At 46.1% G+C, this 24,585-nt stretch carries 18 protein-coding genes; 10 read left to right on the plus strand and 8 right to left on the minus strand.

Features of this window, described 5'->3' with window-relative positions:
- Window positions 1-12: 12 nt before the first annotated feature.
- Genes isdE through NIT04_RS03075 form a run of 3 tightly spaced genes read left to right on the plus strand, consistent with a single transcriptional unit; the run spans window position 13 to window position 2,661 of the window.
- Window positions 13-894: a heme ABC transporter substrate-binding protein IsdE gene (gene isdE / locus NIT04_RS03065; protein WP_252502138.1), complete on the plus strand. Its 882-nt coding sequence runs from the start codon at window positions 13-15 to the stop codon at window positions 892-894.
- A 23-nt stretch (window positions 895-917) separates the two neighbouring features.
- Window positions 918-1,901 carry an iron ABC transporter permease gene (locus tag NIT04_RS03070; protein ID WP_252503174.1) on the plus strand — a complete coding sequence of 328 codons (984 nt, stop codon included), beginning with the start codon at window positions 918-920 and terminating at the stop codon, window positions 1,899-1,901.
- Window positions 1,891-2,661 carry an ABC transporter ATP-binding protein gene (locus NIT04_RS03075; protein WP_252502139.1) on the plus strand — a complete coding sequence of 257 codons (771 nt, stop codon included), beginning with the start codon at window positions 1,891-1,893 and terminating at the stop codon, window positions 2,659-2,661. The genes NIT04_RS03070 and NIT04_RS03075 overlap by 11 nt, the downstream gene beginning before the upstream one ends.
- 311 nt (window positions 2,662-2,972) lie before the next feature.
- On the opposite strand, the gene NIT04_RS03080 is transcribed toward NIT04_RS03075, so the two are convergent.
- Window positions 2,973-4,148, minus strand: coding sequence for a M20 family metallopeptidase (locus tag NIT04_RS03080; RefSeq protein WP_252502140.1), 1,176 nt, complete (start codon window positions 4,146-4,148; stop codon window positions 2,973-2,975).
- 395 nt (window positions 4,149-4,543) lie between these two features.
- Here NIT04_RS03080 and NIT04_RS03085 point away from each other — a divergent pair, with 395 nt between their 5' ends.
- Complete coding sequence (locus NIT04_RS03085; protein ID WP_252502141.1) at window positions 4,544-5,692, plus strand: DUF2599 domain-containing protein; 1,149 nt, start codon at window positions 4,544-4,546, stop codon at window positions 5,690-5,692.
- A 76-nt stretch (window positions 5,693-5,768) separates the two neighbouring features.
- On the opposite strand, the gene NIT04_RS03090 is transcribed toward NIT04_RS03085, so the two are convergent.
- Together NIT04_RS03090 and NIT04_RS03095 are read right to left on the minus strand one after the other, a co-directional pair.
- Window positions 5,769-6,443 (minus strand): transposase, encoded by a 675-nt coding sequence (locus NIT04_RS03090; protein WP_252502142.1) that lies wholly within the window; start codon window positions 6,441-6,443, stop codon window positions 5,769-5,771.
- A gap of 641 nt (window positions 6,444-7,084) precedes the next feature.
- Window positions 7,085-8,479, minus strand: coding sequence for a DUF6612 family protein (locus NIT04_RS03095; protein ID WP_252502143.1), 1,395 nt, complete (start codon window positions 8,477-8,479; stop codon window positions 7,085-7,087).
- 266 nt (window positions 8,480-8,745) lie between these two features.
- On the opposite strand from NIT04_RS03095, the gene NIT04_RS03100 reads away from it, so the two are divergent.
- On the plus strand, window positions 8,746-11,502 hold the full coding sequence (locus NIT04_RS03100; protein WP_252502144.1) for a M14 family metallopeptidase: 2,757 nt from the start codon (window positions 8,746-8,748) through the stop codon (window positions 11,500-11,502).
- Between the two features lie 394 nt (window positions 11,503-11,896).
- Here NIT04_RS03100 and NIT04_RS03105 read toward each other — a convergent pair whose 3' ends face one another.
- A complete protein-coding gene (locus NIT04_RS03105; RefSeq protein WP_252502145.1) occupies window positions 11,897-13,519 on the minus strand; it encodes a glutathione ABC transporter substrate-binding protein in 1,623 nt (540 codons plus the stop codon).
- Window positions 13,520-13,867: 348 nt separating this feature from the next.
- Here NIT04_RS03105 and nikC point away from each other — a divergent pair, with 348 nt between their 5' ends.
- Genes nikC through NIT04_RS03125 form a run of 4 tightly spaced genes read left to right on the plus strand, consistent with a single transcriptional unit; the run spans window position 13,868 to window position 17,774 of the window.
- Window positions 13,868-14,761: a nickel transporter permease gene (gene nikC / locus NIT04_RS03110; protein WP_252502146.1), complete on the plus strand. Its 894-nt coding sequence runs from the start codon at window positions 13,868-13,870 to the stop codon at window positions 14,759-14,761.
- Between the two features lie 16 nt (window positions 14,762-14,777).
- Window positions 14,778-15,719: an ABC transporter permease gene (locus NIT04_RS03115; RefSeq protein WP_252502147.1), complete on the plus strand. Its 942-nt coding sequence runs from the start codon at window positions 14,778-14,780 to the stop codon at window positions 15,717-15,719.
- A 26-nt stretch (window positions 15,720-15,745) separates the two neighbouring features.
- The gene (locus NIT04_RS03120) at window positions 15,746-16,798 is read left to right on the plus strand and encodes an ABC transporter ATP-binding protein (protein ID WP_252502148.1); all 1,053 of its coding nucleotides are present in this window, start codon (window positions 15,746-15,748) and stop codon (window positions 16,796-16,798) included.
- Window positions 16,743-17,774, plus strand: coding sequence for an ABC transporter ATP-binding protein (locus NIT04_RS03125; RefSeq protein ID WP_305880085.1), 1,032 nt, complete (start codon window positions 16,743-16,745; stop codon window positions 17,772-17,774). Before NIT04_RS03120 ends, NIT04_RS03125 begins: the two co-directional genes overlap by 56 nt.
- Before the next feature lie 128 nt (window positions 17,775-17,902).
- Here NIT04_RS03125 and NIT04_RS03130 read toward each other — a convergent pair whose 3' ends face one another.
- Together NIT04_RS03130 and NIT04_RS03135 are read right to left on the minus strand one after the other, a co-directional pair.
- Window positions 17,903-19,666, minus strand: a complete 1,764-nt coding sequence (locus tag NIT04_RS03130) for a methyl-accepting chemotaxis protein (protein WP_252502150.1) — start codon at window positions 19,664-19,666, stop codon at window positions 17,903-17,905.
- Window positions 19,667-19,937: 271 nt separating this feature from the next.
- Complete coding sequence (locus NIT04_RS03135) at window positions 19,938-20,957, minus strand: hypothetical protein (RefSeq protein WP_252502151.1); 1,020 nt, start codon at window positions 20,955-20,957, stop codon at window positions 19,938-19,940.
- 299 nt (window positions 20,958-21,256) lie between these two features.
- On the opposite strand from NIT04_RS03135, the gene NIT04_RS03140 reads away from it, so the two are divergent.
- Entirely contained in the window at window positions 21,257-21,973 is a 717-nt protein-coding gene (locus NIT04_RS03140) for a GDSL-type esterase/lipase family protein (RefSeq protein WP_252502152.1), read from the plus strand.
- 52 nt (window positions 21,974-22,025) lie between these two features.
- Here NIT04_RS03140 and NIT04_RS03145 read toward each other — a convergent pair whose 3' ends face one another.
- Window positions 22,026-23,081, minus strand: coding sequence for an acyltransferase family protein (locus tag NIT04_RS03145; RefSeq protein ID WP_252502153.1), 1,056 nt, complete (start codon window positions 23,079-23,081; stop codon window positions 22,026-22,028).
- 304 nt (window positions 23,082-23,385) lie between these two features.
- Complete coding sequence (locus NIT04_RS03150; RefSeq protein ID WP_252502154.1) at window positions 23,386-24,558, minus strand: hypothetical protein; 1,173 nt, start codon at window positions 24,556-24,558, stop codon at window positions 23,386-23,388.
- Between the last annotated feature and the right edge of the window lie 27 nt (window positions 24,559-24,585).

Consider the following 24,585-nt stretch of genomic DNA (forward strand, 5'->3'; position numbering starts at 1 on the left):
AGTTGTGCTGGAATGAAAAAAGCGATCGGCCTTTTCGGCTTGTTAGTAAGTATCATGCTTGCCGGCTGTTCAGCGAGTGCCGGGAATAAGGCGAATGAACAAATCGGCGAGCAAGACGGCGATCGGATCGTTGCTACGACGGTTGCGCTGACGGAAATCATGGACGCGCTTGACATCGATTTGGTCGGCGTTCCGTCGAGTTACAAGGAGTTGCCTGAACGCTACGCGGATGCGAAGGAAGTCGGCAACCCGATGAGCCCGGATATGGAAATGCTACTGTCGTTGAAGCCGACAGAAATTTTTTCGGTGACAACGTTGAAATATGACTTGCAAGAAATGTTTGAGGAACGCGGGATCGATATGACGTATGTGAACCTCGAAAGCATCGACGCGATGCACGAAGAAATCTTGAAAATCGGTGAGAAGTATGACCGGATGGAGCAAGCGGAAGCGATTGTGGCGCAGTTCGAGGAGAAGGCTGCCGCAATCGAGAAGGCGATTGAAGGGAAAGAGAAGCCTTCCGTGCTTATCTTAATGGGGATTCCGGGAAGCTACTTGGTGGCGACGGAGCATTCGTACATCGGGGATCTCGTGAAGCGGGCTGGCGGCGTCAATGTCATTACGGGCGAGGATGTTGAGTTCATTTCCTCTAATACGGAATACTTGCAGCAGACGAATCCGGACGTCATTTTGCGGGCGGCGCACGGCATGCCTGAGCAAGTGATCCAGATGTTCGACGAGGAGTTCCGCTCGAATGATGTGTGGAAGCATTTCGATGCGGTGAAAAACGGACGCGTCTATGATTTGGAGGAGACGCTGTTCGGCACGACGGGCAATTTGGCTGCGGCGGAAGCGCTCGATGAGTTGATGAAAATGTTGCATGAAGCGAAATGAAGGCAGGTAAAATTATGTCGGGAATCAATCGGAAAAGCATCAGTTTCATAGTCGTTGCGCTCGTTTTGGGGATTGTTTTCGTCCAATCCGCATTGACGGGCAGCATATCGGTGACGCCTTTCGAATTGATTCACGGGCTTGTGACTGGCACGAACGATGATGTCGCCATCATTAAGGACTTGCGTCTGCCGCGGATATTGATCGCGGTATTTGCGGGAGCTGCTTTGTCGGTGGCGGGCGTCTTGCTTCAGGCAGTTATGCGCAACCCGTTGGCGGATCCAGGGATCATCGGCGTTTCCGCGGGTGCTAGCTTCATGTCTGTATTGGTGATTGCGATGTTCCCGACGTTGTTCTTTTTCGTACCGCTGTTTGCGTTTATCGGCGGTGCGTTGGCGTTTTTCTTAGTGTATTCATTATCGTGGAAGTCGGGTTTGGATCCGCTGCGGATGATTTTGATCGGTATCGCGGTGAACGCGCTGTTTACAGGACTTGGTCAGGCGATCGGGTTCAGTGGGGGTGGTCTGACGCAGTCGATGAGCCAAGTGACGACGTCAACGCTGACGATGAAAAAATGGAGCGAAGTGGAAGTGATTGCGCTTTACGGCTCGATCGGACTTTTGCTGTCGTTTTTCGTATATAGATGGTGCAATTATTTATCTCTTGAGGACCGGACGGCGAAAAGTCTTGGCGTTAATGTGAACTTGGCGCGGTTTGTTATTTCGATCATTGCGGTTTTGTTGGCTTCGATTGCGACGACGATTGCGGGCATGTTCGCATTTGTCGGGTTATTGGTGCCGCATATTGGAAGGACGCTTGTCGGCAATGATCATAAAGTGCTGATCCCGTTTTCCGCGTTGGCGGGCGCGCTGTTGATTTTATTGGCGGATACGTTAGGCAGGACGTTAATTGCACCGAATGAAATTCCGGCATCGATCATCATGGCGGTGATCGGCGGGCCATTCCTCATATTCTTGCTAAGAAAGAGTGATCGCATTTATGGACATTAAGGAAGTCACATTTTCATACGACAAGAAGAGGGACACGTTACACGGAATCAACAGTTCGATTGACATCGGCAAAGTGACGACAATCATCGGGCCGAATGGGTGCGGGAAATCAACCTTGTTAGGCGTTTTGTCGAATCATTACCAGCCGCAAAACGGGGATGTGTTGTTGGATGGGAAGTCGTTGGCGGAGTTTAGGCCGAAAGAGCTTGCGAAGAAGCTTGCGGTCGTCCACCAGCAAAACAACGCGCCTTCCGATATGACGGTCGAGAAGCTGACAGCGTACGGGCGGATACCGTATAAGAATTTCTTCTCTTCCTCGACGGATGAGGACGAAAAGGCGATTGAATGGGCGCTCGCAAGCACGAATTTGCTTGATAAGCGTGATATGCCAATTGACAGCCTGTCCGGCGGCCAAATGCAACGAGTTTGGATCGCGATGGCGTTGACGCAGAAGACGCCGTATTTGTTTTTGGATGAACCAACGACTTACTTGGATATCTTCTATCAGTACGAGCTGCTGGAGCTCGTTCGCGATTTGAATAAACAACACGGCATGTCCATCGTCATGGTATTGCACGACATCAACCAAGCGATCAAATACAGCGACGTCATCATCGTCATGAAAGACGGCCGCATCGCCGCCAAAGGCAAACCCGAAGACATCATCACAGCCGACTTGATCCACGACATCTACGGCGTCAACGTCGTCGTCAAACATGATCGAGAGGCCGGGATATATATCGTACCGGTGGGGATCTGAGTGATATTTAAGTGGTGCCTGTGTAACACGCAATTCTGTTTATTCACTACAATTGTATGATCAAAAACCGGAAGCTTGTCATATTAAGATTTTAAGAGCCTCCTTCCGCATTATTATACATAAAGTTAAATAGTCATAAATGTACCACGCACAGGCACCGACACAATTCAGACAATACAGTACAATTGCATAAACGAAAACAGGAAGCCGACCAAATCAATCTTTGGTCAGCTTCCTTTTAAATTTATATACAGCTTAGTGAATTGTCATAAATATGTCTTGCACAGGCACCACTTAAAGGCACATACCCCTTAGCCTCTGCAAACAACCTCGGCGACTGCTTTGGCGGCGACGAGCAAGGCGTCTTCGTCGATGTCCCATTTCGGATGGTGGTTGAAATACGCTTTTTCAACGCCTTTTGGTTTGCAGCCGATGTAGAAGAAGCAGGCAGGGTACTTCGCTGCGTAGTAGGCGAAGTCTTCAGACCCAGAGAACATAGGGAATTCTTTTACTGATGTAATTTCAGGCTCCGTGGAGCTTTGAAGGGCGGCGACAACCCCCGCCGTGATTTCCGGGTCGTTGAAGAGTGGTGGATAGTCCGACACGTAATCGAGTTCGCACTTCACCCCAAATTCCTCTTCAATCCCTTTGGTGATTCGGTGAACTTCCTTGTCAATCAACTCTTGGACTTCCGTTGTCATATACCGCACATCGCCCTCCAACTCGACGCTGTCCTTAATGACATTAAACTGACCTTTTCCGTCAAATGAACCGATCGTGATAACCCCCATGGAAAAAGGATCCAACCGGCGGCTGACAATAGTTTGGATAGCCGTGACAAAATGCGCTCCAGCGACAATCGCGTCATTTGCCAGGTGTGGAGATGACCCGTGGCCCCCGACGCCTTGGATTTTCAAGTTAAAGTACGTCCGACCTGCCATCGAATAGCCGCTATGGTACCCGACAACTCCTGCAGGATCCGTTGGGAATAAATGAATGCCATAGACAGCATCCACACCATCCAACAAACCTGATTCCACCATGCTTTTCGCTCCGCCCGGCGGCACTTCCTCTGCATGCTGGTGAATGACTTTAATCGTCCCAGCCAACTCATCTTTCAGCTCAATTAAGCAATCCGCCAACACAAGCAAATAAGCGGTATGCGCATCATGCCCGCAAGCATGCATGACGCCTTCATTTTTCGATTTGAAAGGCACGTCCGTTTCTTCATGAATCGGCAACGCATCAAAATCCGCACGAAGGCCGATTGTTTTACCCGGCTTTCCGCCTTTGATCGTCACAATTATGCCGTATCCATTTCCGACATTCGTTTGGATTTCAACGTCTTTTCCGTTATAAAAATCGACAATGTATTGGGCTGTCTTTTCTTCTTGGAACGATAGCTCCGGATTCTCGTGCAAATGACGCCTGATCTGAATCATTTCATCCTTGCGTTGCTCCAACATTTTCATTAGTTGTTCTTTCATCATTGCCACCCTTTCTCTAAAAGATTATTTGTGTACCATCAATCTTAAAGTGTTCCCTATTCAACGCTCTTTAAACGGACCTGCTATTTGGTGTCCGTTCTTTTGGGTGCCTATTTTTTTGGGTGCCTGTGCAGCAAACAATTCAGACAATGCACTACAATTGCATAATAAAAAACAGGAAGCCGGCCATATCAAATTTTGGACGGCGTTTGATTGCATTTATATACCTGCTGTTGAATTGTCATAAATGTGTCTTGCACAGGCACCGACACAATTTGTGCTAACCCTGGCAAGCTCCTAGAGATGGGAGTACTTTAATTCATATTCCTAATATAAACATGCCTCAAATCGCCCCTCGATAACCCGGAATTTTAAATCTAGAAAAGGATGAAGCAATGAAGGAAATTAAGGGAGTTAGAAGGATTGTCGGAATAGGGATAATGTCAGCGGGATTAGTACTGTCTATGGGGATTTCAGAGAATTTAGGGGAAGTATCAGCGGAACAAAGTGTGAAGGCTCTTAACAAATATGACGAAGAGCATATCTATACACAGGAAGACGTTCTCAAAGCGTTAGAAAGATATAACGGGGACAAATCTAGAAAAGGGTTAATGGAATACGGTTTGAAGACCGGGGATATGAGCCTTTTCTATGCTGCAGATGCGTTGCTTCAACCGGCATTTTACGACGTTGTGGATGGAAAGTTTACAAGGAATAAGTTCTATTACGGCGCATTAATTGAAAGGCATATCCAAAGGGTAAATCAGTACATTGCGGATTTTGGTAATGAAGCGTGGTTAAAACATAAGGAAGAAGAGGATAAGAGGTTATTAGCGCTCGTGGAGAAATATAAAAAAGCTCCAGGTGTCATTCCTTATGTAATAGGGTTCACCAATTCAAAACAAAATGCGGATAAATACGGCGTTGAAGTAACGCCAATTGAATTTTATAACAGTAAGTGGAATCATCCCGATGTAATGACAAAAGGTGTGTTCAGTCATCAGGATAAAAAGAAGGCTGCGGAAGAAAAGACGGAATCGATCTACAAGGAATACACTCCAATAGAGGGTTCTCCACAATCCCAAGACGAAATCATGCCCGAACAGCCTGAAACCGATATTGAGGAGTCAGAAGCGAGTCCAGATAAAGAAGAAAAAGTGGACGGGGTAGAGAAAGAAGAGGACGATACAGTAGATGAAGAGCAAAAAGGTAGGCTAGATTATTCGAAGTTCGGTAGTGAGCATTACTTTGAAAAAATAGAGTGGATTAATAGAAACGGTATGGTGTCCTTAAGCATTTACCCGAAATTCCCGGTGTTCAATAACGAGGATGGACAACTGGATGAACAGCATATTAAACGTTCGTTTGATGTGATTGAGGTCGAGCACGGGGAAGATGAGAAGTGGGATAATACCGAATCGATGAGGGCTCAATATGAGTGCCATGTCTATTTTGCAAGGGATAGTAAAGTGCCGTGGAATATCGAACCACATCGAACAGAGTCAAGGTTTGTGGAGACAGTATTGAAGTCATGTAATCCTTAAGAATCCGGTGCATGTGCAGCAAACAATTCAGACAATGCACTACAATTGCATAATGAAAAACAGGAAGCCGGCCATATCAAACTTTGGTCGGCTTCTGATTGTATTTATATACCTGTTGTTGAATTGTCATAAATGTGTCTTGCACAGGCACCGACACATCTTCGGAAGGCATCTCCTCGTACACCTTTTCAATGTCCTGTTTGTAAACTAGGCAATAGAGGCAGTACGCATGAGTCGACGTTTCGAATGGCTTTGGTAAGAATGTTGGTACAAGTTCCGTGTTTAAAAAGCGTGGCGGCGTTTTATTAACATCTGCATAGTACTGGAATGAACTGTAAGAGTAGTCTTCCAATGATTTCACCATCGGAATCTTAGTGTCAATCGGGTTCCGGTGGATGTAGCTGCTGATGTCCAATATAGCTCTTAGTCCATTTGCGAGTTTTGAAAAATATCTCTTCTCATAGATGCGACCGACATGGTCATAACGTTTAGCATAATAGTCGCTATATCTTCGATTAATGCGGGCCATGACTCGACTTAAATTCACTTCGGATTGGATCAGCAAATGATAGTGATTGGACATAATGCAATAGGACACTATCGAAAATGGGTATCTATCATACGCATAATCGAAGGCGCGCATCAAGTTCCTTTTGTCTTCATCCGTTTGAAAGATGTGTTGTCGGTTGTTGCCACGCATCGTCACATGGAAATAACCGTATGGATTCCAATAGCGTCGTCTTCTCGCCATTTCATCTCCCCACCGAAAGCGAGTGGATATACAACTCGGGAGCAATGCATTTCCATTTGATGGTCATCTGCAATGCGATTTCTGAAATACGTTTTGGACTTGCTAAATTTGCTATTGTCCGGGTGATACAGTTAATTTTTTTATTCGCCTCAACAGCAACCTTCTGTCCCTTCATACCTTTCAACCCTACACTCATAATTACTGAAGCGATTGTATGTCACCACTTTCTTTTTCCTCAACTTTATCGTTTCTTAAATAGACTGACAACTGACGGAATTGATCAGAAAACGGAAAAATAAATTTTATACGGGGAAAAGGGGGTGAAATCGATTTTTAAACGGGATAACGTAGGGGAAATTATATTTTGAAGGAATCAATGTTTTTATTCGGTGCCTGTGCAACAAACAATTCAGACTATGCACTACAATTGTATAATAAACAAAAGGGAATCCAATTAAATCAAGTGGTTGCAATATCATTATTGAATTTTTATATATTTACCTGAATAGTCATAATTGCACCATGCACAGGCGCCGACGCAATTCCCTCAATTCGAACAATTCACCAAATCAAAAACAGGGAGTCGACCAGTTGTTCTTTGGTTGACTCCCCGTTTATTTTAGTAGTTATTTGCAGATCGCTTACTCGGCTGCTTTTTCTGCTTCGAGTTCTGCACCGAGATCCCACGTGACTGCTTTTTCAATGACGTCGGCTGGTACTTTGATTGCCTTCACTTCATTGAATTTGCTGAACACGCCGTCGATCAGTTGTTTGATTGTAACTGTTTCGCCGTCCATCGACATTTTAATGATCGTCGTGCCTGAAGTCGATTGTGGGAACAATGTCGCCTTGTCCACTACTGTTACGACGAAGTATTTTTCGATGTTAATGTCGAGCATGTCAAGGATCGACCCCATGTCGAATTCTGCTTCTCCATCTTCTAGATAGGCATCCACTACCGCGTCTTCCTCAGTCGCTTCTTCTTCAGTGGCAGCCTCTTCTTCAGCAACTGCATCTTCCTCCGCAGCGGCTTCTTCCTCAGAAGTTGCCTCCTCAGCAGCCTCTTCCTCTTCCACAACAGTGCCTTCCGCTTCTGTTACGATGGAGTCAACGCCTTCCGGAAGCAATCCTGAGAATAAAGACAATGCTTCCTTCATCATCGATTTGAACTCTTCGTTCGTCATCGTTTGTGTGATGATGTAGACGTCATCGTATTCGAACACGTGGATGCCTTTCATGAACGCTTTCACGAGCTGCAATTGCGCAACCGGATCGGCTTGCGTCATGGAAGCTTCCAACAGGCCATCCGTTAGCTCTGCAGGGAACTTGAGCCATTGATCGCCATCCGATTGGAAGAAGCCATCTTCTGTGAAGTACGCTTCAGTCGTAAGTTCTTCCGTCTCTTCACCCATGTTCATGGACATTTTTTGCGTCATATAGAGTCCGACCGGATCCGTCGTGACGCTCATATCCATATCCATAAGCATGTTCATCGAGAGCTCTTCCGTATCGGCTTCCATCGATTGGTCCAACGTCATTTTTGCTTCGTAGCTTTGCAAGTCCGCCCCCATCAACTTCTCAAGGAATGCATCGATGTCTTGCACACGATTCGTCGTGACATTGACGGTATTATCCTCTTCGGACACAGTCACGTCAAAACCTTCCAATGAATCTAGGAAATCACTCGTAATATAATTCCCGTAGTTTCTTAACGTAAGTGGGAACACTTCATTCGTCGCCTTGCCATTTACACTAATTTGCTGATCGGCAATGTCAAAATCGAGTGTCAAATACGTATTCGTTACATTTAATTTACCTGGTGCTTCTTTCGTAACGTTGAAGCCCGCTTCTTGGAACAAATTATCGACCGGAATCAATACTTTGCCTTGAGACATGAACGGTTGTTCATAGCCCTCCACTTCAACTCCATCGACAACTAGCTTCAAAGACCCCTCTTGAGCTGCTGCCGGCATGCTTGGCCAAGCGAATGAAAGAGCAAATACAAACGCCAAGGCCCATGTTGCAAATTTTCTCAACAACATAACCCCCCACAAAAATTTTTGCCCTAAAAATGACGGACATATTACTTATACGCAAGTAATTGGTAAAAGTTTCAGGTTTTTTGGATAATTTTTCTGGATTGCCACTTTAACTAGTATCCAAGACCTGAATCCTTCAGCACATTTTCATACATACTTCTATTTTCGAAATAAATCGCTATCTATCTGTCTGCCAATTTGATATGGTCAGATTATTGTAGCCTATTGTCCTACAATATAAAAAGAGTAGAGGGGATGAGATGTTGAAACGGTTTTTGGTTGGGTTTTTAGCGTTATTCATGGTGTTTGCGACGGCGGTGCCGCTATCTGCACAGGCAGTCCAATCGGTTGAAGCTGTCCAAGTTGCCGATACCGTCGAACTGGATATCAGCCGATCGGTATTGTCGCTGACGGAAATCCGGGATGTGACGATTGAAGCGGATTTTGGCCGGGAAGTCGATTTGGAGAATCTTGAACTGCAATTCGGCGGGAAAGCGCTTGATGAATGGAAGCAATGGAATGCGGACGCGAAGTCGTATTCAGGAGAGCCGTTCATCCTCGTGAAAAAGGAGCCTCATTATGTAGATGGCACGACGAAGATAGCTGCAGAGCTTGAATTCGGATTGCCATTCGGTACGGATGATTTATCGCCGAGGTCAATCCGAGTCCTTTACAAGGAATTGCTCGGGGACTATGAGCTCGCGTTAGTTGATTCGGAGAATGAAGTGAAAGCGGCTACGACGGTCGAGTTGAATGTGTATGACGAATTCCTTGAATGGGATGAAATCAAGCCTTCCATCGATCGAATCTTCGAAGAGGCTAACGAAATGAATGACCGTTATTTGCATTATGAAAGTCCAGGGAAGAGTGTTGAAGGCAAAGATATGCACCTCGTCGTTCTAGCGAAAGATGAAGACGCGGTGACCAACTATTTGGAGAACACATTGCCGGTTGCGCTTGAAACACCCGAAGATTTATTAGCGAAGCTGAAAGAGGGAACGATGGGCGATTATCAAATTCCGATCTGGTTCAATAATATCCACCCTGACGAAGTGGAAGGGATTGATTTCCAAACGGAATTATTGAAGCGATTCGCATTAGAATCGGAAGTTTCTTTTACGACAACGAATGAAAACGGGGAAGATGAAGAAGTCGTCTTGAATGTCGACGAAGTGCTCGACAATCTAATATTCATTTTCAATTTCTCTCATAACCCGGACGGCCGTGTCCATAATACGCGGGCGAACGTGAACGGGTTCGACTTGAATCGGGACAACGCATATCAAACGCAAATCGAAACGATTCAGTTGAATCAAGTGATCGCGAAGTGGACACCGCTTGCGATGATGGAAGGGCACGGTTATGTGAAAGGGTTCCTAATTGAGCCTGCGACACCGCCGCATAATCCGAACTTTGAATATGATTTATTAATGGAAGGTATGATTCCACAAGCGCATGCAATGGGACAGGCGGGAATCGGCAGTTCCAAGCTGACGTCATATTTCCTTGCATCCGAAGAGTATGAGGATGGCTGGGATGATATGGGGCCTTCCTATACGCCGATTTTCTCAATGTTGCACGGCACGCTTGGTCATACCGTCGAAGTGCCGACGCTCAGCCAGGATTCCTATGACGCGATGGTTGGCGCAGGACTCGGGATGATCAATTATGTGTTTGAGAATAAAGATGATCTGTACGGAAGGCAGCTCGAAATATTCAACCGAGGCGTCAAAGGGGAAGATAATCGTGCAGTGGATCCTCTATTGACGAATGCTGCGGGGGAATCGATCGGGCGTGTCCGCGGGGAGCATGAAAACTTCTTCCCGGATTATTATGTGCTTCCGACTGACTCATGGAACCAGAAAAACGTTTCGGAAGTATACAATATGGTGGAATATTTGATCCGCAATGGCGTGAAGGTCGAGCGGACGACAGAGGATGTCAAAATTGGGCCGACTACGTATCCGAAAGGTGCATACGTCGTTCCGATGAAGCAGGCGAAAAGGGGCTTGGCGAACGCGATGCTGTACGCAGGCGATGACGTCTCCGACTGGGCGGCGATGTACGATCCAGTTGTCGTCAACTTCCCGGCACTTAGAGGATTTACAATCGTCGATGTGCGCATGGGAGAGGAAGACGTACTTGAAGGGCTGACCGAGCAAGTGACGGAAGTGGCGGTCCCTGCAAGCGTTGTCGATGAAAGAAAAGCGATGCAAGTATTGAAGAATGTCAATAACGATACGATCAGATTGGTAAATGAACTGCTGAAGGACGGCAAACAAGTCGGGATTGTGCAAGAAGATAAATTCGGCTTCAAAGTGGGCGATTTCGTCGTCAGGTCTGAAGATGTCGCACCGTTCAAGGACGAGTTTGTGTTTGAGGCGACCGTATTGCCTGCTTACCAAGCAATCGACTTGAAATGGATTGCCGAGCCGAAAGTGGCGAGCAACGGATCCGGCCAATTGATCTTTTCATTGAAGGAGTTAGGATTCAACTTGACGGATGAAGAACAGGCTGACGTCGTCGTTTCCGACTCGAATCTGCCGAAGGAGCTTGCGGGCAAAACGTTCGTCGGTATCGGCAACAGCGTGCTGAAGGCAGTCCATGACGCTGGATTGCTTGAAGGATTTGAGTACAAGACGACAAGAGGCGGACATGAAGGACTGATTAAAGCGACGGTCAACGCGGATCACCCGTTGATGGCCGGTTATCGCCAAGATGAACTGTTCTATACGACGAGAGGCTCGTGGATTACGGCTGTTCCTGAAGGGGCGGAAGTGTTGGCGAGAGTGAAAGGGACGGATGACTTCTATGTCGCCGGATGGTGGCCAGGCCATGAAGATGCAAAGGGACAAACCCTTGCCTTCACTCAGCAACTGGACGATTCGCGGATCACGCTCTTCGCGAACGATCTCGCATTCCGAGCACATACGAAATACTACTACCGAATGCTAGCGAACAGCATTTTCGCATCAGCGGAAGAAGCCCCAGCACCCAAGCCAGGAGCGGGTAAAAACTAAACGGAAACCCCCTGTAGACCATTCTACAGGGGGGTTTTAATGGGGATTTTTTCAGGGGGCGGTGCCTGTGCAGCAAACAATTCAGACTATGCACTACAATTGCATAAGGGAAAAAATGAAACCGATCATATCAATAACTGACTGTCTACTGAATGAATTATTATAATAAAAGTTGAATAGTCATAATTGCATCCTGCACAGGCGCCGACACAATTCAGATTATGCACTACAATTGCATAATGAAAAACAGGAAACCAATCGTATCAATAACTGACTGACTACTGAATGAATTATTATACTAATAGTTGAATTGTCATAAATGTACCATGCACAGGCACCGACACAATTTTCGATTAAAAAAGATGTTGCCGTGGTGGCAACATCTTTTTCACTATTATTTCTCTTCCACGAACTGGACGCCTTGTAATTGATAGATGCCGTCTGTGCCGATGGAGAAGCCTCTGATTTTGTTGCTGACGCCCGTAAGGTATTCCGTGTGGATTAAGTATGCCATCGGAGCGTCTTCGATTAGGTGTTCTTGGACTTTGTTGTAAATTTTGATACGCTCATCCGGATCGGATTCACGTCGGCCTTCTTCAAGAAGTTTGTCGACTTCTGGGTTTCCGTAGAAGGAACGGTTTCCTGGAGAGCCGTGTTGTGAAGAGTGGAACAGCGCGTACAATCCGTAGTCCGCATCGCCTGTCGGGTTGGACCAGCCGAGGATGAACATGTCATGTTCGCCGTTTGCCGTCTTTTCGAGGTAGGCACCAAATTCCATCACTTCGATTTCTACTTCAATATTAACCTTCTTCAATTCTTCCTGCATAAGGACGGCAATTTGTTGACGTTGTGGATTGTCATTCGTCCAGATGGAGGATTTGAATCCGTTCTCAAAGCCGGCTTCCTTGAGAAGTTTTTTCGCTTCTTCCAAGTTGTAATCGATTGGTTTCGCGTCTTCGTTATAGCCGAAGATTCCAGGTGCAAGAGGTCCTTTTGCAGGTATTCCGAACCCGTCGTAAACCCCTTCACTAATATCATCTTTATTCACGAGCATGGAGATCGCTTTACGAACTTTTGGATCGTTGAACGGTTCTTTTTCCGTGTTGAAGCCTAAATATGCAAGGCTGGACGATGCTTTTTGGTTGACCTTTGCGAAGCTGCCTTCGTTGATTCCTGCAACTTCGTTCGGTTGGACAGGGTCAGCAATATGGACGAATCCAGTTTCGAGGTCTGCGTTTCGGACCGCACTTTCCGGAACGACCTTGAATGTCACAGTGTCCACGTGGACTTTGTCGCCCCAATAGTCTTCGTTTTTGACGAGCTTGATTTGATTGCCTGGCGTCCAGCTTTCAAATTTGAAAAAGCCTGTGCCGACAGGGTTAGTCGCAATGACGGTGCCCGCCTTTTCGCCGCCTTTCATCGCTTCATAGTCCGCTTCGATCGATTTCGGGCTCACCATGCTTCCGCCATTATGTGAAAGGTGGGCGAGCAAAGGAGCGAAAGGATATTCAGTTTTGATTTGTACGGTATGTTCGTCTTTAACGATTACGTCAGTGATCATTTCAAATAGGAAATAACGCGGTGACGCGACTTCCGAATCGAGGATCCGCTCTAGGTTCATTTTCACGACTTCCGCGTTGAAAGGCTCCCCATCGTGGAAAGTGACCCCTTGGCGAAGTTTGAATTCATACGTCGTATCATCGATGGCTTCCCATTCTTCTGCAAGGCCTGCGATAATGTTATTGTTGTCATCCCGTTTCACAAGCGTTTCGTAAATGTTCGCTTGTACTACGGAAGACGGTACGTCATTGGAACCTGCCGGGTCCAATGAAGATGCGTCCGATAGAACTGCGAGCACTAAGTCCCCGCCTTCAATCCCTTTCCCTTTGCCTTCGTCAATATCATTCCCCGATCCATTTTCCGAAGAAGATGAACCACCCCCAGAACATGCAGCAAGAATCATTGACAAAGCCAAAGCTAGAACAAATAGCCACTTTACATTGCCATTTCTCTTCATGTGTGTTCCCCCCGTATGTTTTTAACATATTACAATTTCTGAAGATTACTAGAAGTTGTAATAGTTAGATGCAATATAGCACACTATATGGAAACAGACAATACCTTTCAGAATAATCAACATAATCTAATATTAATAGTAGTATTTACAGTATAATCAATGAATCCGCTGTCTCATTGAAACATTGGAACATAACAGCCAGTTGGCAAGCATATTATTTTAAAGTTATATTATTTATAATTAATTGAAAACTATAATAAAAAGCATTCCTCAAACCGACTATTCATGATATGCTACTGTCAATATACTGATTTTTCACAGAAAACAAATAGGGGAAGGTGTTCAAACATGGTTCAGCATACACCTGTTGCACAAATCGGACAGAAACGGTCAAGTCCTAGAGTTGAAGCATACAAGACATTTTGGCGCAGGCTCCGCAAAAATAAGGCTGCCGTAGTCGGCGGAGTCCTGATCTTACTATTCATCTTGACCGGATTGGTCGGACCATTCATGACATCGTTGGATCCAAATGCAACACAAATTTCGAATAAATTGAAGCCACCATCCGCGGAGCATTGGTTCGGGACAGACAATTATGGGCGGGACATCTTCACGAGAATTATCCATGGAATGTCGATCACAATGAAAGTCGGTTTCTTTTCGGTCGCTCTTGGGGGAGTGGTCGGCGTATTCCTTGGCATCATCTCAGGCTATTACGGTGGGAAGTTGGATACGGTCATCATGAGAATCATGGACGTCCTTCTCGCGTTTCCAGGCATCCTCCTTGCACTAGCAATCGTTTCGGTCCTCGGAGGCAGCGTGCAGAATGTTATCATCGCTGTCGGAATCTTCTCCGTTCCGGCATTCGCGCGGATTGTGCGCGGCTCCACACTATCAGTAAGGAAGCTGGAGTACATCGACGCGGTGAAGGCGCTTGGGGCCAAGGATGGAAGGATCATTTTCAAGCATATTTTGCCGAATGTCATGTCACCGATTATCGTTCAATTGACGTTGCGGATTGCGACAGCTGTCCTGACAGCGAGTGGACTCGCATTTCTCGGACTAGGTGCAAAGCCGCCGACGCCAGAATGGGGGGCGATGCTCAGCGAGGGAAGGACTTATATGAGGGAAGCGCCGCATCTCGTTTTATTCCCTGGCGTCATGATCGTCATCGTCGTACTGGCATTCAATATTTTTGGGGACGGACTGCGGGATGCGCTTGATCCGAAGATGAAAAAATGATGGAGGGGGCACAGTCATGTCTAAGTTCATTATAAGGCGCCTGCTCCAGACGATTCCGGTCTTGCTGGGCGTTTCCATTGTCGTGTTTTCAATGATGTATTTGATTCCGGGGGATCCGGCGCAGATTATGGCAGGTGAGGGGGCATCACCGAAGACGGTGGAGCAGATCCGGGAGAAGCTCGGTTTGAATGAGCCGGCACCTGTGCAATATCTCAGCTATATGAAGAGTGTCGTCAAAGGCGATCTCGGAAATTCGGTTCGTAGCGGACGTCCCGTCATGGATGAAATAAAGGCGCGGTTTTGGACGACCGTGGAGCTGTCCTTTTACGCAACGATCCTTGCCGTGTTCCTCGGACTGATTGCGGGCATCATTTCGGCTGTTCGCCATTATACATGGTCCGACATTTCCATAATGATTGTTGCCCTATTCGGATTGTCAATGCCGAATTTCTGGTTCGGACTCATGCTGATCCAGTGGTTCGCAATCGGTCCGGATTGGATGCCGGAATTCATGAAGATGCGTGCATCCGGCTGGGGCGATGATTGGAGACAGATGCTACTTCCCGTCATTACGCTTGGGACCGGAGGAGCGGCAATCATTGCGCGCATGACGCGTTCGTCGATGCTTGAAGTGATCGGACAAGATTATATTCGGACGGCGAGGGCGAAAGGGATGGGGGAGCGCGTCGTCATCTATCGCCACGCACTAAAAAATGCATTGATTCCTGTTATCACGGTTGTCGGCCTTGAGTTTGGAGGGTTTCTCGGCGGAGCTGTATTGACAGAATCGATATTCGCCATCAACGGCATGGGTCGTCTGACAATCGACGCTATCCGTACGCGGGACTTCCCAATCGTTCAAGGGACTGTCCTCATCATTTCATTCCTGTTTGTATTTGTGAACTTGCTCGTCGATATATCGTACCGCGTATTGAACAAGCGGATCGATTTGAATTGATACATGTCTGATAGGGGGTGTCCGGAATGGAAAAGGTTTTATTGGAAGTGCGGGACCTTCGCACGTCCTTTTATACAGATGACGGGGAAGTGAAGGCGGTCGATGGCGTAAGTTTCACGCTCCCGCAGGGGAAGACGCTCGGAATCGTCGGAGAGTCGGGTTCAGGCAAGAGCATTACAGCGCTTTCGCTTTTGAAGCTTCTCGCAAACAATGGAAAAATCATCGGGGGGCAAATCAATTTCAAAGGGAAAGATCTATTGTCTTTCTCGGATAAGCAAATGCGCGATATCCGAGGGAACGCGATTTCGATGATCTTCCAGGAGCCGATGACGTCGCTGAATCCAGTCTTCACGGTCGGCCACCAAATTAGCGAGTCGCTAATGAAACACCAGGATTTGTCGAAGAAAGCGGCGCACCTCAAGTCTGTCGAGTTACTGAAACTAGTCGGGATTCCTTCACCAGATAAACGCGTAAAGCAATATCCGTATGAATTGTCGGGGGGAATGCGGCAACGTGTCATGATTGCAATGGCGTTGGCATGCAATCCGGAAATCCTCATCGCCGACGAACCGACAACAGCGCTCGACGTGACGATTCAAGCGCAGATCCTTAGACTCATCCGTGATTTGCAGAAACGGCTCGGTATGTCGGTCATTATGATTACGCATGACCTCGGGGTTGTGGCGGAAACATGCGAATATGTCGCCGTCATGTATGCGGGGCAGGTCGTTGAATATTCGGACGTTGTGACGCTTTTCCAAAAGCCGAAGCATCCGTATACGATCGGTTTGATGAATTCATTGCCGAGGCACGACGTCGAACTTGAAAAGCTGGAGTCGATCCGCGGCAATGTGCCGAATCCGAAAGAGATGCCGGTCGGTTGCAGATTTGCGCCGAGATGCCCAGCGGCGACCGATTTGTGCAGAAACGTCATGCCGGATTTGTTGAAGGATGATGAAGGGAACGATGTGCGTTGCTGGATTTATTCGGAAAAATGGGAAGGTGAATCGGAGGTGATTGTCTATGGCGAAAAAAGAATTGCTCAAAGTCGAGGGGCTGAAACAATACTTTCCGATTAAAGGCGGAATGATGGGCCGCACCGTCAACTATGTGAAAGCGGTCGATGATATTAGCTTCACGATTTACGAAGGGGAGACGGTCAGCATCGTCGGTGAGTCCGGCTGCGGGAAATCGACGACGGGCCGCGCCATCCTCCGATTGGAAGAGCCGACGGAAGGCGTCGTCACGTTCAATGGGATGGAACTGACATCGTTATCGAAACGGGAGATGAGGAAGCAACGGAAGGATTTGCAGATTATTTTCCAGGATCCTTACGCTTCCATTAATCCGCGGCAAACCGTGTCAGATGTTCTGAATGAAGCGATGACAATCCAGAATGTGTTGCCTGCCAAGGATCGGAGAGCGCGTATCATTGAACTGCTGGAAACGGTCGGGTTGAATGAATACCAGGCGGATCGGTATCCGCACGAATTCTCCGGCGGACAGCGGCAGCGCATCGGTATTGCCCGGGCATTATCGGTCAATCCGAAACTCATCATATGCGATGAAGCCGTTTCGGCATTGGACGTCTCCATTCAAGCCCAAGTGCTGAACTTGCTGAAGGATCTACAAAGGGATTTCAAATTGACGTATTTATTCATATCACATGACTTAGGTGTCGTCCGCCATATTTCGGACCGGGTCATCGTCATGTATTTAGGGAAGATCATCGAAATCGGTGACAAATATTCGATTTTCGAAAATCCGAAGCATCCATACACGAAAGCATTGCTTTCCGCCATTCCTGTCCCGGATCCGACACGCGAGAAAAAGCACATCGTCCTGACGGGGGATGTCCCTTCGCCGATCAATCCGCCAGAAGGTTGCCGTTTCCATACGCGCTGTCCGTTCGCGCAGGAAAAATGCAAAGTCGACGTCCCAGGATTACGTACGCACGAATCAATGATCAAAGGCCACAAAGCCGCCTGCCATTTCGTCGAGGAGATTGAAAACGGCGAGCTCCAAGTGAAAGGGTTTGAGGAAGCGGTGTTTTAGTGGGGTGATGGTGCCACCGTGCAGAGGGGGATTTCCCTTTTGGCCGGTGGTTTTTATTATCGTAAGGTTTTACGAGGCTCGTGGTAGGAATGAAAAACACCGCCCATCAACTGACAGGCGGTGTTGCTTTATACGGATTTTTCATCCTGAGGTGTTTCTTCTTCAGTTAGCGTCTCAATCTGAGTTTCATCAACTAACACTACTTCTTCATCCACCTTGAACTTACTGATTTCCATTTTCAGTTCATTCGCCAAGCCGTGCAATGTTTCTGTCGTCGCCACCATTTCTTCCATTGACGCAAGTTGCTCTTCCATCGAAGCGGCGATGTTTTGCGTATGGCCTGATGAGACTTCAAGCGACTGAACTGTATCGTGCGTCGACGCCAAAATCTGTTCGGAGCCCGCAGAAATTTCCTGGACGGTGGCGGAAACCGATTGGACATTTTCCGAGATGTTCGAGATTTTTGCCAAAATGTTGCCGAATGTCTGCCCGGCATCGTTGACGATGACCGTTTCCCGCTCGACGTCCGTATACACTTGCGCCATTGCCTCGACGGATTGTCGGGAGCCGTTTTGCATTTCAGTTATGAGCGCGCGGATCTGATTTGCCGAAGAGGCAGATTGCTCCGCCAACTTTCGCACTTCGCTCGCAACAACGCTGAATCCTTTACCAGCGTCACCCGCCCGAGCAGCTTCGATGGCGGCATTCAATGCGAGAAGGTTGATTTGGTCGGAAATATCGGTGATCATGCCGATGATTTTCTCGATTTCAGCCGACCGGATATACATATTTTCCGTAATTTTCATCGATGCTTGTACGGATTGGTTAATCGTATGGATGCCTTCGATTGAATCGTTAATCAATCGGCTTCCTTGCTCCGCAGCTTCTGTCACTTCCGACGTCTCTTCCGCAACTTTCGACGTGGAATCTGCAATGTCCTGAATGCCCGCTGTAATCTGTTCAAGTGCCGTCAGGTTTTGATTCGCTGCAACGGAAAGCGATTCGCTAGCCGTTGAAACTTCTTGCGTCGCAATAGTCGACTGGTTCACGACTTCACTCATCTGCTCGGCGCTATATGCCAACTCACTGGATGAATTTACGACATTGTCCGCCGCCGTATTTACATGCTTGATCATGCTGCTTAGTTCGTTTTTCATATGATCAAAACTATGGGCAAGCCGCCCGATTTCATCTTTGCTCTTCAACTGAACCGTTTGGGTTAGATCGCCCCGCGCAATGACTTCGGTGAAACGCACCAATTCCTGCAGCGGATTTGTGATGCGTTTCGAAATGATGGAAGGGATTATGATTCCAAGGATGCTTCCGAGCACAATGAGCGCAATGCTTACGATGATGATCGTACGTTGCAGATCACTGATCGACGATGCATCTTGGCTCACAACAATAACCGTATCCGACTCCGGAATCGGGTAATAAAGTGATTTATGTACGCCATATTCATCTTTATAGACACCGCTGAACAGTGCGTCTCCGTTGTCGAGAGCCTGATTATGATCCGCATTGAACGACCGTGGCACTAGATAATCGGTCGACTCCGAAAAGGCGAGCAACATGTCCTTTCCGTCTACCTTGGTATGTATCGAAATGTTCTCCACACCGTCTTTTTTCTTCACTCCATTGATGATGTGCAAAAGCTGGTTATGCGCATTCTTATCCTGCAATGCGCGATTGACGAGGCGACCCGTCACTTTCTCCTTCACATCATCCATCGTCGAGCTCAACGATTTCTCAAACTCCGGCATGACATTCACTTCAACAATGCGCATCGACGTGTAATAAAACACAAAGCCGAACAGCATCGTGAGTAGATAAATAGGAATCAAAGTCCCTAGAACAATTTTCTTCCGAACGCTCCCTTTTTGCTTAAACAACGAATTTCCCCCTGACTGAATCCAAAGTAATGAAAACAAAAAGAATATTACCACCTCATTATACCTACAAAAATATGAAAATACTATCACAAAAAAGAATTTTAAATTTATAAGCGGTACCTGTGCAAGACACTATTCAGATTATGCACTACAATTGTATAAAGAAATATTGAGAAGTTGTTGAATCAATAATCAGTTAGAGTATTTGTGTTTATTTATACAACCTAGTGAATTGTCATAAATGTGTCTTGCACAGGCACCGACACAATTCCTATTCATTCTGCTTATCAGTAGAGTCACCACGTAGCTGTCTTCTGTTTTTCTCGACCAATTGCTCGAAGTAAGACATGGGCTTTTCGACGGCTTGTTCATGTTGAGTATCGATTTGCTCGATTTCCGGACTGACCTCTATAGTGTCCTCTGATTCCTCATGTAAAAGTAAGGAGTATTGTTTCGTGTCGTCTGCAATCAAAATTCGCGTCTTTATTTCAACTGGAAATTCGTTTGTCGGTGCTGCGCATAGGGAAGGTGCGCCCGTTTCAATAGGGCGTTCATTTTTTTGTGCAACATCACTTTTTTGCTCAATGATGAATTGTAACTTTGTAAACCATTCTTGGCGCTTATTGAGATATTCGTAATACTCAAGGGAATCTTTAGATAAATAAGTGGTAGGATCGGGATTAAATCGAATCAGATGTCTTGGTTTCGTATGGTCGTCAACAATAATCTCAAGATCCATGGACCTGATTCTATCGACAGATTGATTGTTTGCATCGCTATTCGCTGCATCTTCCTCTTTAATTTTGTTCAGAAAGAAGTTGGTGTAATGTGTATTTCTTTGCACGGAAGCAGTTTGGTGATTATCAAATTTGAGATTGATCGCTAAAATATCCGAATAGTCATAGGCGTTGATTATGTAAGGCATTCTGGGATATGCTCTAGTGACGATTTCACCCTTTTTCGAGTGGGGCGTCCATAAGTAGACTATCTCTTGCTGTTCATCAATTGCGATTTTGGATAATAAATCTTCTGAGGTGAAAGATTTATGTTTATCGGAATCGAAATGTGCAGGCTTGAAGGTACGGAGGAATTCCTTTTGTTTTACTTTACGCTTGTCTTCAACCTCACTGACTATGCCAAATACAATGAATCCTGCCAGAAAGGATACGACTAACGCGACTATGCCAAGCAAGAACGATCGGTTAAAGAAAAAATAACCTAGCAAAATAAAGCCGAAGACCGGCGTTAAACATCCGAGACCGGTGAACCACTTGGTTACTTTAGACTGCATGAATGAAACCTCCCCTAAACAATCATTACATATGCATACGGATAATCATTAAATAAGTTTCAAGACTCTCTGAGCGGTGCCTGTGCAAGACACTATTCAGATTATGCACTACAATTGTATAAGGGAAAATGTAAAGGCTAGTAAGTCAACAGTTAATTGAAGAACTAACGTGTTTTTATACAACAGAATGAATTGTCATAAATGTGTCTTGCACAGGCACCGAAACGATTCTGAAAAATTACTTGTTATTTATCATGCGAATTTGGGTATAGCATGCTTTATTGGTGTGAAGAACAGGAGTGTCTGGATTGGAAAAAGGAAATATTTTATTAGTAATATCATTACTTTTAAATGTCTTGTTGATCGGAGCGGGAAGTTATGTCGTGCATCAGATCGGCGGAGTCGAATTCGTGAAAACGAAAATGCAAACGAAGCCTTCGCCTAAGAGAGATGCAGCGTATTATTTTACGAAAAAGAGCGTCTTCGAGCATTCTGCAGCGAGTGACGTGGATAAAGTGTTCATCGGGGACAGCATTACCGATTACGGGGAGTTTCAAGAGTATTTCCCTGACGAAGTGGTGTTGAACCGGGGAATCCGGAATGATTCGGCTAAAGGAGTATTGGATCGCATTCAGGAAGTGGTGGACCGGAATCCGAAAGAGGCGTATTTGATGATCGGGGTCAACGATATTCGTTATAAAACGGACGCGAATAATTTTGAGAAACGTGTCAATGCCATTGTCGATTCTTTTGAAGGGAAGGAAACTAAGCTTTTTATTCAATCAATCCTGCCTGTGAATAACGGGCTGTTCGGGAATGAAGTTTCCAATAAAAAAGTGAAGCAACTCAACGACATATTGCAGCGGATTGCGGATGAAAACAGTATCGAGTATATCGATCTGCATTCGAGCTTTACCGATAAAAGCGGGCAGTTGGACAAGAAGTTTACGGTGGATGGGCTTCATTTGAATGGGAGAGGATATGAAGTTTGGGTCGACAAACTTCAATCTAGATGAAGTGATGGCAGAATACGTGAAAAAGCTGAACCTCGTGGAGGTCCAGCTTTTTTTACGTCGGTATAGGTGTCGATTTTTTCTTCGGTGAAAACCCGCCAAGCAGAATCTTCCCGTTCGGAAGCAACTTGTTTATTAAAATTGAAACGATAATCGGAATGAATACCCCGATCGCCGTGAAGCCTACGATGCCGTAAGTGAAATAATCGTTCAAAATGATGTCTGCAAAGATATGCAAATACATGATGGACAGCGAGTGCTGCTCGATTTTTTGCAACCAGTTGAGCGACAGTTTTGCAGTGATGAACTGGAATACGCCGACCAATACGATAGTGAATGAAAGCGGGATGACTAAATCCAATACGAAATGATCATACCGTAAAAACTTCATGCTAAGTCGGTAATCAATGACTTGGAAGCTATCAAGCAAGACAGCCGTCACACCGATGGCCAAAGCCGTAACCATCCATCGTTTCGAAACATCCATCCAAAAATCCTTCAAATAATACCCGATCGCGAAATAGACGATTGCCATGAGCGCAACGTCGATGTTCCAAAGCATAGGAATCGATTGCGCCGCTTCAGAAGGCTTTCCGCCGATGACATGCATGGCGAAGATGCTTTCAAAATGCGCGATGATATAGAAGATGGCGAGAATCAGGATCTGTTTCGCCCGATTGAAATATTTCGTCAGCCATAAGAAAAATAAATATGTGAAAAATAATGTCGTTACAAACCAAAATACCCCATACGCTCCGCGAATAAAACGACCGCCTACGGCAAGCGTCCATAGATCATTGAGATACCATGATAAATCCCGATTGCCTGAACCGATTTCCATTCCGTAACGGATCAGCGTGATGCTGACGAGGAAAAACAGGTAGGGGACGATCAATTGCATAAAACGTTTATGGATTGTCGGTTTCATGTCCTTTTTATCCAATACCGGTTTGAAAAACAAACCGCTCAAGATGAAAAAGGCAGGCATGTGAAACCAATAAATATATTTCGCGAGTGGAAAATCGAGTTCACCAGGATAATGTCCGATGACGACGAGGATCATTAAAAACCCTTTCGTCACATCCACCCACGTTAATCGTTTCTTCTTCATAACTATACACCTCTAACTAAATATGCTGCTATTATATACCCCCTTTCTACGTTTTTAGCGCATTGTAACAGCTTTGATATGCGATTGTAAAAATGCTGGAAAAATCCAGGAGGAAGATTAAATATTTCAGAATTATTTCGGTGCCTGTGCGCGGCGCCATTATGACAATTCAACATTACGAATAAAAATACATAAATGAGGCGATTTAAACGAATATCGCTGTCGATTATACAATTGTAGTGTATAGTCGGAATAGTTTGCTGCACAGGCGCCAAAAAAAAGCTGCACCATCAAAAAAGCAGAGCTAACGCACAATGAAGTCATATGGGGAGAGGCGCTTTTTCTTTTTTTGTGCATAGTGGTACATGCTATCGAGGCCTTGGATTGGGAGTTCGCTTAGCAATTTACCTGTCGTTACGTCATATGTGTCGATTGAATGCGTGTCGGATGATTCATGATAGCGGAAGAAGTGGAGCTTACCGTCTTGGAAGTATGTTTGTTCGGACATTTTCATTTGTCCTTGACTAGCTCCTTGAAGGGCAAATGCAATATGGGTTTCACCTGTTTCGGGGTTGAGCGCGTGCACGTCCCCGATTCCATCTACATAGTAGAGAATGCCGTCATGGATGGTGGCGGCGTTCCGGAGGTTATAAGGAAGGCGGATGATGTACTCTTGGATGTCTTTGTAAGTAGTGAGTGGAAACGTCTCGATGTTCTTCGTCTTTTCGTGGATGCGGTACACATCGCTTGTCAGTTTCTCCGTGTCGGCCATCAAAAGATAATAGTAGTCGCCTTCTTTGAGAATCGATGCCAATCCGATCCGATCGCCAATCGGGCCGAGCGATACGATTTCTTCTAGCTGGATATCTTTTTGAAGGGGCATCTTTTGCAATGAAATGCGGACACCGTCCCCAATCACCATGAGCAGATTCCCGTCTGCCTTGCCGGACATTTGCAAATAATGGGGGATGTGGACAGTTTCGAAACCGTTCTCGTCTCCAAACCGTATATTTGACTGATAGCCGCCATCCTCGGTGAAGCCAGAGTTATAGACACTGTAAAAGAGATTGTCCTTATCATTGAAAGCCGTCACTTCACCGGTATGTTCTTCCGGCAGCATTGTGAACGTGTTGGTCCCATTCGAATTGGCCAAATAGACATGACCGCGATCCGTCAAAAATAATGTATCCTTTGTTGCAAAAACTGTTCCAAGTTCAAGGCCTTCCATTTTCCACAGTTTTGAATTTCCATCCTGATCAACAAAAACCGCAAAGCTGAGGCCATCCCGATTCATGTCCTGATCCGCAGTCGTCGAGAAATATAGAATAGCCGCAGTATCCTTCAGCAAATCAGGATGTGAAAGGTCAGTCTCTGAGAGGAATTCTATCGAATGTTGCCGGCTAAAAGCAAAATAGGCAGTCGTCAAGACGACGATAAGCAAGGCGGTGATGCCGGAGATTAACAACTTCTTTTTCATTTTCCGAAACCTCCTTAGCTGAATGAA

It is taken from the genome of Sporosarcina sp. Marseille-Q4943, assembly GCF_943736995.1.
Taxonomy (GTDB): domain Bacteria; phylum Bacillota; class Bacilli; order Bacillales_A; family Planococcaceae; genus Sporosarcina.